Below are 14092 nucleotides of genomic sequence, written 5' to 3' on the forward strand. Positions count from 1 at the left end.
TATCGTTACTCACTAAACTGCATTTGTTGAAGCCTGGTATACTCACCTTCTCGCTTCATCAACTCATCATGAGAGCCCGCCTCAATGATACGGCCCTCTTTGACCACAAGTATCTTGTCGGCACTTTCGATAGTCGACAGTCTATGTGCGACGACAATAGTGGTTCGCCCGACCATTAAAGCTTCTAGTGCTTTTTGAATATGACGCTCAGACTCGGTGTCGAGCGCAGACGTTGCTTCATCAAGAATTAAAATTGGCGCATCTTTAAGCATCGCGCGAGCAATGGCTAGACGTTGACGCTGACCGCCAGACAGTAATAAGCCATTGTCGCCAACTTGAGTGTCGAGTTGCTGGGGTAACTGTTCAATAAACTCCCATGCGTAAGCATCTTTAGCAGCTTTAATAATCTCTTCATCCGTTGCATCTTCTAATCGCCCGTAAGCGATATTGTGGCGTATAGTGTTGTTAAAGAGCACAACATTTTGCGAAACGGTCGCCATCTGCTGTCTTAATGAAGATAAGGTTAAACTGTCGATATCCATGTCATCGACTAAGATTGTACCCGAATCAGGGTTATACAGGCGTTGAATCAAGCTAGCTATGGTACTTTTGCCGCTTCCTGAACGACCAACCAGCGCGATCGTTTGCCCTGGTTCAGCGATAAACGAGACGTCTTGCAAGATAGTTTTATCCGCCTCATAAGCAAAACCAACGTTATTGAATTCAATTTTCCCTTTGGCTCTCTTGATTACGGTCGTGCCATGATCCGGTTCGTCAGGAAGATCGAGGATCTCAAAGACACTTTGCGCACCGGCAATACCACGCTGCAAATGGGTATTAACATTGCTGATATCGCGCATCGGCTTAAGGATAACACCCATCATGGTAATAAATGTCACCAGCTCGCCATCGGTCATACGGCCAGCTAATAACTCTAAACTACCAAAATACATAATCGCGGCGAAACCAAACCCTGCAACAATTTGGATCACTGGCGAAGCAATGCCTTTTGTCGCGATAAGCTTCATGTCTTGCTGACGGTTTCGATTCGCTTTATCTTTGAAGTTCTTAATTTCACGCTTAGCGCCACCGAAAATTTTAATGACCTGATTGCCTTTGATCGTTTCTTCAGCGGTTTTCGTAACGTCACCGACCACGTTTTGGATATTGCCACTGACTTTTTTCAAACGCTTAGCACTAACGTTAATGATCCAAGCAATCACGGGGACGACGATAAATAAGAACAGCGTTAAACGCCAGCTTATCAGCGTTAAATAAACCAAGACAAAAAGAATGGTGCCACCCGTACGGATTAATAAGGTAATCGCATCAGAACTTGCAACAGCAACCTGCTCCGTATTGAAAGTCATGGTTGATAACAAGTTTCCGGGGGCTCTTTCAGAGAAAAAGCGTGCTGGCTGGCGTATATATTTTTCATACAAGCTTTCGCGGAAGTCTTGGACAACTTTACGCCCAACCCAGCCCATGCAATAGGTCGACACAAAGTTGCAGATACCGCGCAGAAATATTGCGCCGATGATAAATAAAGGGGTTTGTACTAATAAGAAGAACTTGTCACGTTCTTTGAGGCCATCATCAATGAGGTATTGTATGGCATTCACAAAAGAAGCCTCGATCAAAGCGAAGCCTATATTCGCGAATATACCTATTAAGAATATCCACTTGTAACGCTTGGTATAACCAAGCAATCGCTTATAAATTATTGAGCTTTTATCTGAATTCAGTTCTGACATGCACTATTTTTAAACACTAGTTATTTTCAGAGCTAGGCTTCTGCGTCGGTAGCGTTAAGTTATTAAAACCCGCTTGCCCCGCAGCATCCATAACCGTAATCACGGCTTGATAGGGAGCAGCCGCATCTGCGCTGATTATAACAGGTGTTTGATGGTCTGTGGACGATTGTTTTAGTGCTTCTTTTATCGTACCCACATCGCGATTGACCAGTCCATTTCCGTTAACAAAAACCTCTCCGGTTTTAGACACAGTTACTTCGATTGAATCGCTAGGTGATTCTAGAGCTTCTCCATTTGCTTCAGGTAACGTTAGGCTCACCTTGGTTTCTTTCTTGAAACTGGTCGACACCATAAAAAAGATCAGCAGCAGGAAGACCACATCAATTAAGGGGGTTAAATTTATCTGCACATCTTCTTTTTTCTTTTTTAACCACATAAGCTGTGCCTAATTAATCTTGACTAGAGGTAAAGATTTCGCGCTCGCCATGCAAAACATCCACCATTTTCAGGGCTTCTTGCTCCATGTCCGTCACTAACTCTTCGACACGACGGATAAAATGACGATGTAACACTAGGGTTGGAATGGCGACGGCCATGCCTGCCGCTGTAGTGATTAAAGCCTCCGAGATACCGCCAGCCAAGGCATCAGCATTTCCGACCCCTTCCACTCTCATCACGGTAAAGACTTTGATCATGCCGATAACAGTTCCTAATAGGCCCAACAAAGGTGCAACAAGTGCAATAGAACCCAGTGTATTAAGATAACGTTCTAAGCGTACTATAACGGCTCTTCCCGCCTCATTAATACTGGCTTTCATCGACTCGCGACCGTATTGATGATTCAACAAGCCTGCGGTTAACACCTCACCGAGTTCTGAGCTGTTTTTCAGATCGCGCATTTTGCTTTTATCGAACTGGCCATTTTTAATCCAAGTCCATACCTGAGCAACTAAGTGCTTTGGCAGAATTCGTTCTCTTTTTAATGCCCAAATGCGTTCAACAATAATTCCCATGGCGATTAATGAACAGATAGCGATTGGTACCATCGTCCAGCCACCAGCTTTGAATAGATCAAAAAGCGTTCCCGTCGACGATGCCCCAGCCGTAGCGAGTACTGTTGTTGATGTGATTGCGAAAGATATGACCATGAGCCCCATTACCTCAATGCGTGAATCTACACAGATTAGGCTATACGCCCGAAAACTGTATAAATATTAATCATTTATTATTAATTTAATCAAAATATTGTGCAGTAGCGCTCGGTTAAGAGCAAGTGTTGATTACTGACAAGTGTGAACAAATCCACCGCTTTTATCAAATACGATTATTTTTCAACCACTTCACAAGGTTTTGAGCGCCAAAACTTAAGGTTTTCACGTTCAACTTCATAACTACCTTGGTCCAGAAAATAGGTGATTTGACCATAACAACCTGTGTTTATTTGTGGAATCTTAAAGTCTTGGTAGCGAGCGACGACCTTGTCGTTGGGTAGCTTGTATCGGCTAAAGCGTTCTGTTGAGTATATTGCCAAACCAGGATTTACTTTTTTTATGAAGGGGTAAGTCGATGAACTATTACTGCCGTGATGCGGCACCAATAATATATCGGCTTCGAGTTCATCTCCCCTGTGTTCGGCTAATGAATACTCGACGTCTTTCTCAATATCCCCCGTCAACAGTATTGAAAACTGATAGTCGGGCAGCGAACTACGGACTTTAATCACACAAGAATCATTGTTACTGCCAACAGATGAGTCTTGCGGATGTAAGGCTTCAATCATAAAACTTCCAATGGTCCGATTAAAACCTGTCTCACAAAACTCCATATCTTCGCGTTGATACTTTTGTCGCGCCCATTGGCCCGCGATTGTAATTCCTACTGGTATATCAGCTTGAATATCATGTAACCCACCCGAGTGATCATTATCCTGATGGCTCAGTATCAAAGCATCTAGGTGTGAAATTTTCAGCGTATTCAGGGTTGGCGCAATATAACTTTGGTAGGCGCTACTACCTTCAGCGCCATAACCTGTGTCGTACAGAATATGGTGTCGTCCATCAGTGAGTAATACTGCTAAGCCGTGGCCCACATCAAAAACGATCAGTAACGGCCGATTTGTCGACAAGGATATTTGTATACCGTAACTGCCGATAACTATTATCACAAAGAGCGCAAACGCATAGCGAATCCTACCAAGAGGCAACCACACAAGAATAGCCGCGATTAACAAAACAATCAGCAACCAAGGCGGTAGATAAACGCTAAAGCTCAAGCTACTGAGTGATTGCTCTACTATGCTTCCAAACGCTAAAAAGTGACTGATTGAAGAGTCTATCAAGACCATTAACTGAGCCGTTAAGCCTGTAAAGTCAGCAATAGCAGCGATAATAATAAGGGGCAACACAAGCAAACTAAACAAAGGGATGATAACGACATTAATTACTAGTCCCAACAGCGTTGCTTGTTGAAAAAAGAAAAGGCTTGGAAGGACTAAGGTCGTTGAGATCGCTATTTGAATGCTGCACAAACGTTTCAGGGCAGCCAGTATTCCTGACTGCATCATGACCCGCCCTGCTAACACAAGACTAATTACCGCTACTGCGAGATAAGACATCCAGAAACTGGCTGACATCACACTCAATGGATCGATAAGCAGTATGATTCCTAAAGAAATCTTTATGCCACTAAACAAAGCAGCCTGTCGCTGCGCAAGCATTGAAACAGAAACGCAACACCACATTATCAGGGCACGAACTGTGGGTAGTGAGAAATCGGCTAAAGACGCATAAAACAAAGCCACAAGACAACCGACTACCACAGCTGGCCGCAGAGGTTCAATGATATTCCGTCGGCAGGCGCGGTTAATCCACCCTAAAAGCTTAAAAGAAAAGAACAATCCAACACCTGCCACTATGGATATGTGTAAGCCAGAAATAGCGATGAGGTGGCTTAAACCTAAATGTTGCAGGGTGGCTTTATCCTGCTGTGAAATAGCGCTCTTCTCACCAATGAGCAAGGCTTGTAATAACCCTGCATTTGAATAATGACTAAGCTCGAAGAAAATAGTTTGCCGCAGATTAGCAATACTATAGTTCTTCGCGGGCTTGAGTCTTTGTGAACTTTTTACATAGCCTTTGCCATCGAGTCGCTGCTGGAACATGTATAACTCATAATCGAAGCCTGCGTTGTTAACCGGGCCTTGTATCGGCTTCAGTTTCACGGTCATCGACCAAGTTTCGCCTAACTGATAGTGGCAGTTGTTATGGTAGTCTTTCAGCTGCAAACGTTTCCCCAGTAACTGAAGGCTGTTAGCCTTGGTTACCTTAACTTTAAACTGACAATATTCGGGATAAATAGCTGGTAATGACTTAAGCTCTGCTTCTATAATGTGCACGCTTTGATTTTCCGGCGATGGGATCTGCTGTGATAATCGCCATGATGCGTGAATAGACGACCAGCCTAACCCCATAAAAAAGCCGCTTAACAAAACAATACCCACTGATAGTAAGGGATGTTTTGAATGCTTTTGTAGGTATAATGTAGGCAGTGTGGCAGTAATCAACGCTACTGCGCACGGTGTTGAAAGTGTGGTTGCTAGTGTTGTAAGAGTGCAACAACCAAGCAACAGACCCAAAATCCATTTGAACATTCTAGGATAATCCTTATCCAAGCTTTAATAAAAGTGTTGTACGATGAACAAACGCAAGTGTAACCGTGAAACTCTATGCCGCGCAAGTTACTAAGAAAAATTACGCCAGACCCGAAAAAAGTTACTGATAATCGCTTTTTAAAGATATTCGGTAAATTGATTCACGATCCTGGTTTATGGCACCTGAACCGCTACAGTGCCTCAGGCGCATTTGCGATCGGCCTTTTTATGTGTTTTATGCCAATTCCGTTTCAAATGGTGATGGCCGCTGGTCTTGCTATTTGGTTTCGAGTGAACTTGCCTTTATCCATCTTATTATGCTGGATAACCAACCCCTTAACCATTCCACCAATGTTCTACTTCGCATACTTGGTCGGTACTTGGGTACTTTCATGGCCGCCGAGCGAGTTTGAATTTGAGCTTAGTTTTGAGTGGCTAGGCAACGAGCTTGTTCATATTTGGCAGCCGTTCTTATTGGGTTGTTTAATCTGTGGCTCGGTCGCTGCTATTATCGGTTATTACACCATTAGTTTATCTTGGCGTTACCATGTAGTGATGGCGTGGAAAGCGCGCCAACAGCGCTGGAAGGAGAAACTTTTACACAAGCTGCACTTAGACGGAGATAATGAAGAGTCCTCTCAAAACAAAAAAACTCAGGACAAGCCTGAGTCTTCTGATAAACAATAATTCTTACTTAAAGGTTTAGCGGCTTTAAGGTGCCGTCCTCTAAATGCAACTGTCGCTGCATTTTTCCAGCAAGCTCCAAATCATGGGTAACCGTAATAAAGGTCGTCCCCATTTCACGATTAAGCTCACACATAAGCTCATAAACCTGATTGGCAGTGCCGTGATCCAAGTTGCCAGTAGGCTCATCGGCCAAAACACAGTCTGGCTCAGTCACTAAAGCTCGCGCAAAAGCGATTCGCTGACGTTCGCCACCCGATAACTCAGACGGTTTATGCGTCTTACGATGCCCAAGCCCTACTTTATCGATTAAGTCGCTTGCGATAGCATGAGCTTCTTGTCGTTTCATTCCACGAATAATTAATGGCATCGCGACGTTATCTTGTGCTTCAAACTCTGGCAGTAAGTGATGAAATTGATACACAAAACCAATATGACGGTTACGGAAGTTTCCTTGTGCCTTCGGTGACAATTTATGGATATCTGTGCCATTAAGCTGGACAGTTCCTGTTGTCGGCTTGTCTAAACCACCGATTAAATGCAGTAAAGTGCTTTTACCAGAACCCGAAGAGCCGACGATGGCCAACTGCTCCCCCTTCACCACTTCTAAGCTTAAATTCGTTAACACTTGAACCTTATTAGCGCCATCATTATAAGTGCGGTTTAAAGAGTCGATCTGAATAATTGGGCTGCTCTTTACTGAATTATTCATAACGAAGTGCCTCCGCCGGTTGAGTACGTGAAGCCTTCCACGATGGATAAAGAGTCGCTAGCACGCTGATACCAAAGGCTGATAAAGCAATTTTATAGACATCATCCCAGATCAACTCAGTCGGTAAGAAATTCACAAAGTAAACATTCTTTGGGAACACGCTCATTTCGAAGGTCATTTCGATCCAGTTAATAATATCGGGTAAGTTCAGAGCGAGCAAAATCCCTAAAATAACACCCGCACCAGTACCTATGAGGCCATTAATAATACCGCTGGTCATAAATATTCTGAGAATCGAGCCAGGACTCGCTCCTAAAGTACGCAGAATAGCGATATCAGCCTGCTTCTCGTTCACCAGCATCACTAAGGAGGTTACGATATTAAAAGCCGCCACCGCTATGATAAAGGTCAGAAGAATGAACATAATCTTCTTTTCCATCTCAATGGCGTTAAATAAGGTTTGATGTTGACGCGTCCAGTTAGTCACAAAATAGTTGTAGTCCAACTGCTCAGTGAGCGACGTACTGACCTCATGGACCCTCATCACGTCTTGTGTTTTAAGCTGTAACGCTGATACGCCATCAGTAACACGTAATATTTTGGCGAGGTCATTCAGGTGAACAAACGCCATGCCTTTATCAGCTTCAGACTTTGTTTCGAAAATGCCTGCGACCGTAAAGCGTTTTGCACGAGGTTGAATACCGGCTATCGACATTCGTGTTTCTTTGAGAAACAACGACGTGACTTTATCACCAACATTGGCGCCGAGACTTCTGGCCAACGACGCACCTAGTATAATGTTAAAGCTACCATCGGCTAACGAGTCAAAAGAACCGTTACGCATGTGATCTTTAACAATCGTAACTTCGCCAATTTTTTCTGGCAAAACGCCCTGCACCACGCCGAATTGATCCGAGCCAAGGTGCTGGAACATGGTTTCAGATTGAATATAAGGAGAGGCACCAATAACGTTTGGATTCTGCAGCACAACCTCTTCTAACGCTTGCCAATCTTCTATATTGCTACCAACGCCACTTACCAAGACATGCGGAGCCATACCCAAAATTCGGTCGCGTAACTCACGCTCAAAGCCGTTCATCACAGACATCACAGTGATTAAGACCATCACGCCAAGGGCAATTCCGATCATGGATATCAGAGAAATAAAGGAAATAAAGTGATCGCGGCGCTTTGCTCTGGTGTATCGCAGGCCGACGAATAGCGAAAAAGGAAGCCTCATAGTGCTTTCTGAATAATTTAAATTGGCGTCATATTGAATGGTTCACAATTTGTAGTCAAGTTATGGAGTAGAATTAATGTTAATTATGATTAGGATATTACGCTAATTTTTTGATATTCTAGAGAAAATAATGTTTGAGGAGTCAACATCATGAAAACAATAACAGCCGCTGTTTGCGCTCTATCTTTGAGCTTCGGCATGGGGATTGGCTTAAATACGGCCAAAGCTGAAGAAGTTAAGGTGCCGGTAGCGAAGCAAGGTCAGAAAAATATTCAGGTTCCTAAGCGTGGCGTTAGTAAAGCTTACGTTGAGCAAAAGTTTGGGACGCCAAGCAATGTAGAAGGCCCTGTTGGCGATCCTCCTATTACAAAGTGGGTTTACAATGGTTACACGGTTTACTTCGAGTATGACCACGTGATTCACTCTGTAGTTCATCACGGTTAAAAGTGAAAAGTAACTGTCCAATAAAAAGCGGCTCAAAAGCCGCTTTTTTAATGGCTGACTATTATTTTTTGAGTTGCGATAAAATATAAGGCGCGACCACAACCGTCCAAAACTCGGTTTCAGGCTTGCAGTTCTCTTTAACAAACTCCATCGGCATACGCTGTATCTTTTCAGAGTCGATCAGCGGCTTGATTTCTTCCGCATTATCCAGCGACAAGTCTGCCGCACAGTTAATCAGGTCAACGTCCTGATCTATCAACAGTAAATTGCCTTTAGCGAAAAAGCGCTCGATTTCTTTCCACGCGACAATAGCAGTCTCACCATTCAGTTTCGCTACCAACTCTTCTCGTGGCGTTAACTGTGTGAAGCTATCAGTTTTCTGCTCCGCTAACTCTTCAAGTTTTTTATCGTTAGACATATCTATAAAATCCAATTAAATCAATAAAAACAATGCTTTAATTATTAATCTCAAACAAGCTTATCAAGTTCTAAATCCTGCTGTAACTGTAACCAGTTATCGCTTTGTCGAACCTGTGTCAGCGAATAATTAAGCGACTGCCCTTTCATGGTGGCTAATCGATCAGCTGATTTCGCGTCAGGCTCAAAGTCGAATGATTCAAGTAACTCACGACCTTCTTTCGGATGATTACAGACAAGCACCATGTCGCAGCCCGCAGTAACAGCGGCTTTTGCGCGTTCGTAATAGCCACCGACCACTTCAGCGCCCTTCATGCTTAAATCATCGCTGAAAATAACACCATCGAAGCTTAGTTGATTGCGCAGGATGTCTTGTAACCATAGTTCTGAAAAGCCTGCTGGCTGAGAATCTACGCTTGGATAAATCACGTGCGCAGGCATAACCGCTTGGTAGTGTTGAGCCAATTCCGCGAATACCCGCATATCTTGGCTAATAATTTGCTCGCGAGGACGATCATCAACCGGAATATCGACGTGTGAGTCCGCTTCAACTGAACCATGGCCAGGGAAATGTTTGGCCGTGGTCGCCATGCCGAAATCGTTCATGCCTTTAATAAACTCGCGACCAAGCTCAATAACTTCATCAACCTGGGTCGAGAAAGCTCGATCGCCAATAACACGGCTGATTTCATCGCCCAAATCCAATACAGGAGCAAAACTGAAGTCGATACCTACGGCTTGAACCTCAATCGCAATAAGGCTTCCCCAACGGTATGCAGATGCTTTAGCTTCTGATAAATCTTTGGCATTCTGCAAAATACTTGCCATCGCAGGGACGCTGGTAAACCCATCTCGGAAACGTTGTACTCGCCCTCCTTCATGATCCACGGCAATAAGAATGTCGCGACCAGCAGTTTCTCGCACAGCCTGTGATAGCTCCGCAATCTGTTGAGGACTGGCATAATTACGGCTAAAAAAGATAATTCCGCCTAACAGCGGATTTTGTAACATATCTTTTTCAGCGGAATTAATCTTTAAACCTTCGAGGTCCAGCATTAAAGGGCCAATGGGCATAGTTATTCCTGAGGACTTACCAAAAGGCGTATGATAACCGATCATCGAAATAACGACCATGATGAATTCCATTTCTCAATTCAACTTATGTCGCTATAATGGAGCGCGACTATGAAACGATAATGATTATTATCAACTTAAACAATAAAGGGTAACTCTATGATAACGCTTAAAAAAGCCGTCAGTACTGCTGTATTGGTTGGTGCTTTATTAGGACAGCCTGTTATCGCTGACGATCATAAACAAAAAGTCACTGCGGAAGACGCGGCTGCTTTTGTTGCTGATGCGGAAAAGCGACTAACAGAAATTGCAGAATATGCCGCACGCATTGCATGGGTGAATGCAAATTTCGTAACTCATGACACTACCGCGCTAAACGCTCAGGTTGGTGAAGAATACACCAAGCTAGGCGTTGAGCTTGCTAACGAAGCGAAAAAGTTCAATGGCTTGGACCTACCTTATGACGTTAACCGTAAGATTGAAATGATTAAGCTAGGCCTTACGCTTCCAGCACCAGCTGATGCAGAGAAAACGAAGCAGCTTGCTCAAATCACGTCGAAGCTGGATAGCATTTACGCTAAAGGTAAAAGCCCAGACGGTCGTAGTCTTGGCGAGTTAAGCCAAGTGTTACGCGAGTCTCGTGATGCTAACGAGCAACTAAAAGCTTGGACTGGCTGGCGTGAAATTTCGAAAGAAATGCGCCCTTTATATAAGCAAATGGTTGATATCGCTAACGAAGGTTCAAAAGAACTTGGTTACGCTGACACAGGCACTATGTGGCGTTCTAAATACGACATGCCTGCTGATGGCTTCGCCACTGAAATGGATCGCTTATGGGGCCAAGTACAGCCTTTGTATAAAGCTTTACACTGCCACGTCCGCGCTGAGTTGAATGACCAGTATGGTGACGAGGTTGTTGCGATGGATAAACCAATCCCCGCACATCTATTAGGCAATATGTGGGCACAACAATGGGGCAACATCTATGATATCGCCGGCCCTAAGAATGCAGGCAAAGGTATCGATATCGACCCTATCTTGCGTCAGCATTATGGCGTAGACAAAGAAAACGTCAGCCATGAAGAAAAAGAAGTAGCGGTTAAGAAGATGGTCAAAACTGCTGAAAACTTCTTCTCTTCTTTAGGCTTCGCCCCTCTTCCAGAAACCTTCTGGGAGCGTTCGTTATTCGTCAAGCCACGTGATCGCGATGTTCAATGTCACGCTAGCGCTTGGGATATCGACAACGAAGAAGATATTCGTATTAAAATGTGTACCGAAATCAATGGCGAAGACTTCCAGACTGTACACCATGAACTCGGTCACAACTACTATCAGCGCGCTTACAAAGATCAATCGATCTTCTACAAAGGCAGTGCTAACGACGGTTTCCACGAAGCAATCGGTGACACTATCTCACTATCGATTACACCAAAATACTTGAAGCAGATTGGCTTAATCGACGAAGAACCAGACGCGAGCGCTGATATTGCGCTACTAATGCGTTCAGCGCTAGATAAAGTTGCTTTCTTACCGTTTGGTTTGATGGTTGACCAATGGCGCTGGAAAGTATTCAACGGTGAAATCTCACCTGAAGAATACAACCAAGGCTGGTGGGAACTGCGTGAACAATACCAAGGTATTGAAGCGCCAGTAGCTCGTACTGAAGACCACTTCGACCCAGGTGCGAAATACCACATTCCAGGCAACACACCTTACTCGCGCTACTTCCTAGCACACATCCTACAGTTCCAATTCTACCGTGAAATGTGTGACATGGCTGGCAACGAAGGTCCACTTCACCGTTGTTCGTTCTACGGCAACAAAGAAGTTGGCGACAAGTTAATCAAGATGCTAGAAATGGGCTCTTCACGTCCATGGCCTGACGCACTTGAAGCCATGACTGGTAGCCGTGAAATGGACGCGACAGCAGTACTTGAGTACTACGCGCCATTGAAAACATGGTTAGACGAGCAAAATGAAGGCCGCAACTGCGGCTGGTAAGTTTTAGCTTTAGTCATACCGTAAAAGAAAAGGCGCCGATTGGCGCCTTTTTATTGTAAGAAATATCAAAATTGTACTCTGACCCTATCATTAATTTAAAAAAATACGGAATAAAGTATTTTTGAGACAATAATTAATATTGTAATGATAAAAGCCACGATGACTCTTTTAGCATATTTAAAGTCTTCTGGTTTTATTTCATGTTTATACATACCGCCTAAAGCAAATTCAGCAAAAAAAGTGCCCGATGAAGAAATAAAGTGAGACTCTTTTGTATATTCTCGATAAACATCTGGGTATTTTAGGCTTACTACACTCATGAGTTGACTTAACAAGGCATAACAAACTACACCACTAATGCCTATTAAGCTCAAAAAAATAATATGATGCAGCAAAATAATATCTCCTTTTTGGTATTACTTTAGCTCTATATCAGGTTTGATAATTAATTATGGTTAATAGTGAGCTGGGGCACAATTAATTTCCATTTCTACGCTAGCTCATTTTTAATCAAAACTATAGTTAAAGGTGAAGATTAAAAATGAAATAAAGAGTAGTAGTTCAACTACAAATATTACTATAACTCTTTTAGCGTACTTAAAGTCTTCCTCACCTATTTCGTGTTTATACATACCACCTAAAACAAACTCCGCAAAGAATTTACTATCCTGAGATATAAAGGCAGCTTTTTTAGTGTACTCTTTATAAACAGTTGGGTACTTCACACTTACAATACCCATCAAATGACTTAGTAACGCATAGAAGATTAAACCACAAATAGATATAATGCCCAAAAATATAAAGTGATATAACATTTTTCCCTCACATAATTCGATTAAGAAAAATAACGTAGAGACTAAGAGAGCGAGTATTCTCGAATAAATGGGGTCAGAGTACATTTATTATAGAATAAGGCCAATCGATAACTTTTTAACACGTCCATGTTTAACATGATTTATGTAAAAATAATCGATACTGTCGAATTAAAAGCCATCTCTGACGATTTAACGTATTAACCGTAAAGAAATAGGTTCTACCTTTACTCGACCCCTTCGATAATTTGGCAATCCTTGCCGCCCTTAATTTCAATGGCGCATCTAGACGCACCCTACGATAACTGTCCCACTTACTGAGCAGTTAGCTCGCTGATGGAAAGTATAGGTGTACTTTCTTTCTTTTGTAATCAATGGTAACAATAAAGTTGCGCAAAATATCGTAACCGAGAATACCATCTTGAATTGAGCTTTCTTCAGGAATCCTGCTAAATAGGTATTTCTTCTTCTCATCAAAAGAATTTTTATAGTCCTTATTATATAAAGCAAGAAAAGAATTGAAATCGTAGGTCCCTAGTCTAAACTCTTCTACTTTAATAACATTAAACTGAGCGCTTTCGGCAATTCCTGACACTTCGTGAGTAATGCCTTCTAGTACATACTGGTCAAGATCATTTTTGAAAATAAACTTCCTTTTTAATAGTGCGAGGGTATTGCTTCCCGTATCTAAAAGCATCCAAGCTTTTTCGCCGGCAATATAGGCTTCGACTAACAACCCGCCTCCATACTCATAACGGACATCAATATTGCTGTCAAAATTTACTATTTCAGGGCTTAGAAAACGAATTCGATTGTTAGGGTAATCAATTTGAACCACAGATTGTTCGAAAAAGTCTCGACCTAAAATCATGTCATAAGAACTGTTCCCATCTATGATGGGGATATCTCGGAGCGTGAACTTTTGTCCATCAGCAACAATATCAAATGGTGCAGACAAAGGCGCTTTAACTTTCCCGTTTACTCCTATCAGAGTTATTGCTCTTGCAGAGTTGCCTTTTATACCTGTTTTTTCTGCAATATTTGAGCTAAGCGTGTGAATGGAGGCACCAGTGTCTAGTAATATGTTTGCGGGTTGCCCGTTAATTTTCACATTTAAAACTAACGTTCCGTTCTCGCTATTTATAGGTAACCAGCCATCAGAGCTTGCGTCGAAAGCGTATGTAGCGGAGCAAAGCAATAAGCAAACGAGAAAAAGGAGCTTTGTTATAATTTTGTTATAATTTTCCATGTGATAAGAATGGCTAAGTTTATGCTCAGCCGAAGTTGATTGATTTGTTTCGAATT

The 14092-nt window shown here is 42.8% G+C and carries 13 protein-coding genes; 3 read left to right on the forward strand and 10 right to left on the reverse strand.

All coding sequences use genetic code 11. From position 1 onward, the window contains the following. Positions 1 to 5 precede the first annotated feature (5 nt). From msbA to TQ33_RS05570, 4 genes are all read right to left on the reverse strand, one after another. Positions 6 to 1754 carry a lipid A export permease/ATP-binding protein MsbA gene (gene msbA / locus TQ33_RS05555; RefSeq protein ID WP_046561179.1) on the reverse strand — a complete coding sequence of 583 codons (1749 nt, stop codon included), beginning with the start codon at positions 1752 to 1754 and terminating at the stop codon, positions 6 to 8. Positions 1755 to 1770: 16 nt separating this feature from the next. Next, the gene (locus TQ33_RS05560) at positions 1771 to 2190 is read right to left on the reverse strand and encodes an ExbD/TolR family protein (RefSeq protein ID WP_046561180.1); all 420 of its coding nucleotides are present in this window, start codon (positions 2188 to 2190) and stop codon (positions 1771 to 1773) included. Between the two features lie 13 nt (positions 2191 to 2203). Continuing rightward, entirely contained in the window at positions 2204 to 2902 is a 699-nt protein-coding gene (locus tag TQ33_RS05565; protein ID WP_046561181.1) for a MotA/TolQ/ExbB proton channel family protein, read from the reverse strand. Positions 2903 to 3078: 176 nt separating this feature from the next. Next, positions 3079 to 5403, reverse strand: coding sequence for a DNA internalization-related competence protein ComEC/Rec2 (locus TQ33_RS05570; protein WP_046561182.1), 2325 nt, complete (start codon positions 5401 to 5403; stop codon positions 3079 to 3081). Positions 5404 to 5478: 75 nt separating this feature from the next. Between TQ33_RS05570 and TQ33_RS05575 the strand changes: the two genes are divergently transcribed. Beyond that, positions 5479 to 6090, forward strand: coding sequence for a DUF2062 domain-containing protein (locus tag TQ33_RS05575; protein ID WP_046561183.1), 612 nt, complete (start codon positions 5479 to 5481; stop codon positions 6088 to 6090). Positions 6091 to 6097: 7 nt separating this feature from the next. On the opposite strand, the gene lolD is transcribed toward TQ33_RS05575, so the two are convergent. After that, positions 6098 to 6799, reverse strand: a complete 702-nt coding sequence (lolD, locus tag TQ33_RS05580; RefSeq protein WP_046561184.1) for a lipoprotein-releasing ABC transporter ATP-binding protein LolD — start codon at positions 6797 to 6799, stop codon at positions 6098 to 6100. Further along, entirely contained in the window at positions 6792 to 8039 is a 1248-nt protein-coding gene (locus TQ33_RS05585; RefSeq protein WP_046561185.1) for a lipoprotein-releasing ABC transporter permease subunit, read from the reverse strand. Before TQ33_RS05585 ends, lolD begins: the two co-directional genes overlap by 8 nt. Before the next feature lie 150 nt (positions 8040 to 8189). On the opposite strand from TQ33_RS05585, the gene TQ33_RS05590 reads away from it, so the two are divergent. Then, positions 8190 to 8483 carry a hypothetical protein gene (locus TQ33_RS05590; protein ID WP_046561186.1) on the forward strand — a complete coding sequence of 98 codons (294 nt, stop codon included), beginning with the start codon at positions 8190 to 8192 and terminating at the stop codon, positions 8481 to 8483. 61 nt (positions 8484 to 8544) lie between these two features. Here the strand turns inward: TQ33_RS05590 and TQ33_RS05595 are convergent, their stop codons facing one another. Both TQ33_RS05595 and nagZ read right to left on the reverse strand, forming a co-directional pair. Further along, positions 8545 to 8901 carry a DUF2288 domain-containing protein gene (locus TQ33_RS05595; RefSeq protein WP_046561187.1) on the reverse strand — a complete coding sequence of 119 codons (357 nt, stop codon included), beginning with the start codon at positions 8899 to 8901 and terminating at the stop codon, positions 8545 to 8547. Positions 8902 to 8951: 50 nt separating this feature from the next. Then, entirely contained in the window at positions 8952 to 9968 is a 1017-nt protein-coding gene (gene nagZ, locus TQ33_RS05600) for a beta-N-acetylhexosaminidase (RefSeq protein WP_179944380.1), read from the reverse strand. A gap of 165 nt (positions 9969 to 10133) precedes the next feature. Here nagZ and TQ33_RS05605 point away from each other — a divergent pair, with 165 nt between their 5' ends. After that, positions 10134 to 11975, forward strand: a complete 1842-nt coding sequence (locus TQ33_RS05605) for a M2 family metallopeptidase (RefSeq protein ID WP_052735219.1) — start codon at positions 10134 to 10136, stop codon at positions 11973 to 11975. Between the two features lie 95 nt (positions 11976 to 12070). On the opposite strand, the gene TQ33_RS05610 is transcribed toward TQ33_RS05605, so the two are convergent. Both TQ33_RS05610 and TQ33_RS05620 read right to left on the reverse strand, forming a co-directional pair. After that, positions 12071 to 12370: a hypothetical protein gene (locus TQ33_RS05610; RefSeq protein WP_046561188.1), complete on the reverse strand. Its 300-nt coding sequence runs from the start codon at positions 12368 to 12370 to the stop codon at positions 12071 to 12073. Between the two features lie 742 nt (positions 12371 to 13112). Beyond that, positions 13113 to 14036 (reverse strand): aspartyl protease family protein, encoded by a 924-nt coding sequence (locus tag TQ33_RS05620; protein WP_046561190.1) that lies wholly within the window; start codon positions 14034 to 14036, stop codon positions 13113 to 13115. Between the last annotated feature and the right edge of the window lie 56 nt (positions 14037 to 14092).

Origin of the sequence: Kangiella geojedonensis, assembly GCF_000981765.1 — a bacterium.
Lineage (GTDB): Bacteria > Pseudomonadota > Gammaproteobacteria > Enterobacterales > Kangiellaceae > Kangiella > Kangiella geojedonensis.

Bases quoted from the DNA above. Each gene is read 5' to 3' on its own strand.
- msbA (WP_046561179.1), bottom strand. From the start codon at position 1,754: ATGTCAGAACTGAATTCAGATAAAAGCTCAATAATTTATAAGCGATTG.
- TQ33_RS05560 (WP_046561180.1), bottom strand. From the start codon at position 2,190: ATGTGGTTAAAAAAGAAAAAAGAAGATGTGCAGATAAATTTAACCCCC.
- TQ33_RS05565 (WP_046561181.1), bottom strand. From the start codon at position 2,902: ATGGTCATATCTTTCGCAATCACATCAACAACAGTACTCGCTACGGCT.
- TQ33_RS05570 (WP_046561182.1), bottom strand. From the start codon at position 5,403: ATGTTCAAATGGATTTTGGGTCTGTTGCTTGGTTGTTGCACTCTTACA.
- TQ33_RS05575 (WP_046561183.1), top strand. From the start codon at position 5,479: ATGCCGCGCAAGTTACTAAGAAAAATTACGCCAGACCCGAAAAAAGTT.
- lolD (WP_046561184.1), bottom strand. From the start codon at position 6,799: ATGAATAATTCAGTAAAGAGCAGCCCAATTATTCAGATCGACTCTTTA.
- TQ33_RS05585 (WP_046561185.1), bottom strand. From the start codon at position 8,039: ATGAGGCTTCCTTTTTCGCTATTCGTCGGCCTGCGATACACCAGAGCA.
- TQ33_RS05590 (WP_046561186.1), top strand. From the start codon at position 8,190: ATGAAAACAATAACAGCCGCTGTTTGCGCTCTATCTTTGAGCTTCGGC.
- TQ33_RS05595 (WP_046561187.1), bottom strand. From the start codon at position 8,901: ATGTCTAACGATAAAAAACTTGAAGAGTTAGCGGAGCAGAAAACTGAT.
- TQ33_RS05605 (WP_052735219.1), top strand. From the start codon at position 10,134: ATGATAACGCTTAAAAAAGCCGTCAGTACTGCTGTATTGGTTGGTGCT.
- TQ33_RS05620 (WP_046561190.1), bottom strand. From the start codon at position 14,036: ATGGAAAATTATAACAAAATTATAACAAAGCTCCTTTTTCTCGTTTGC.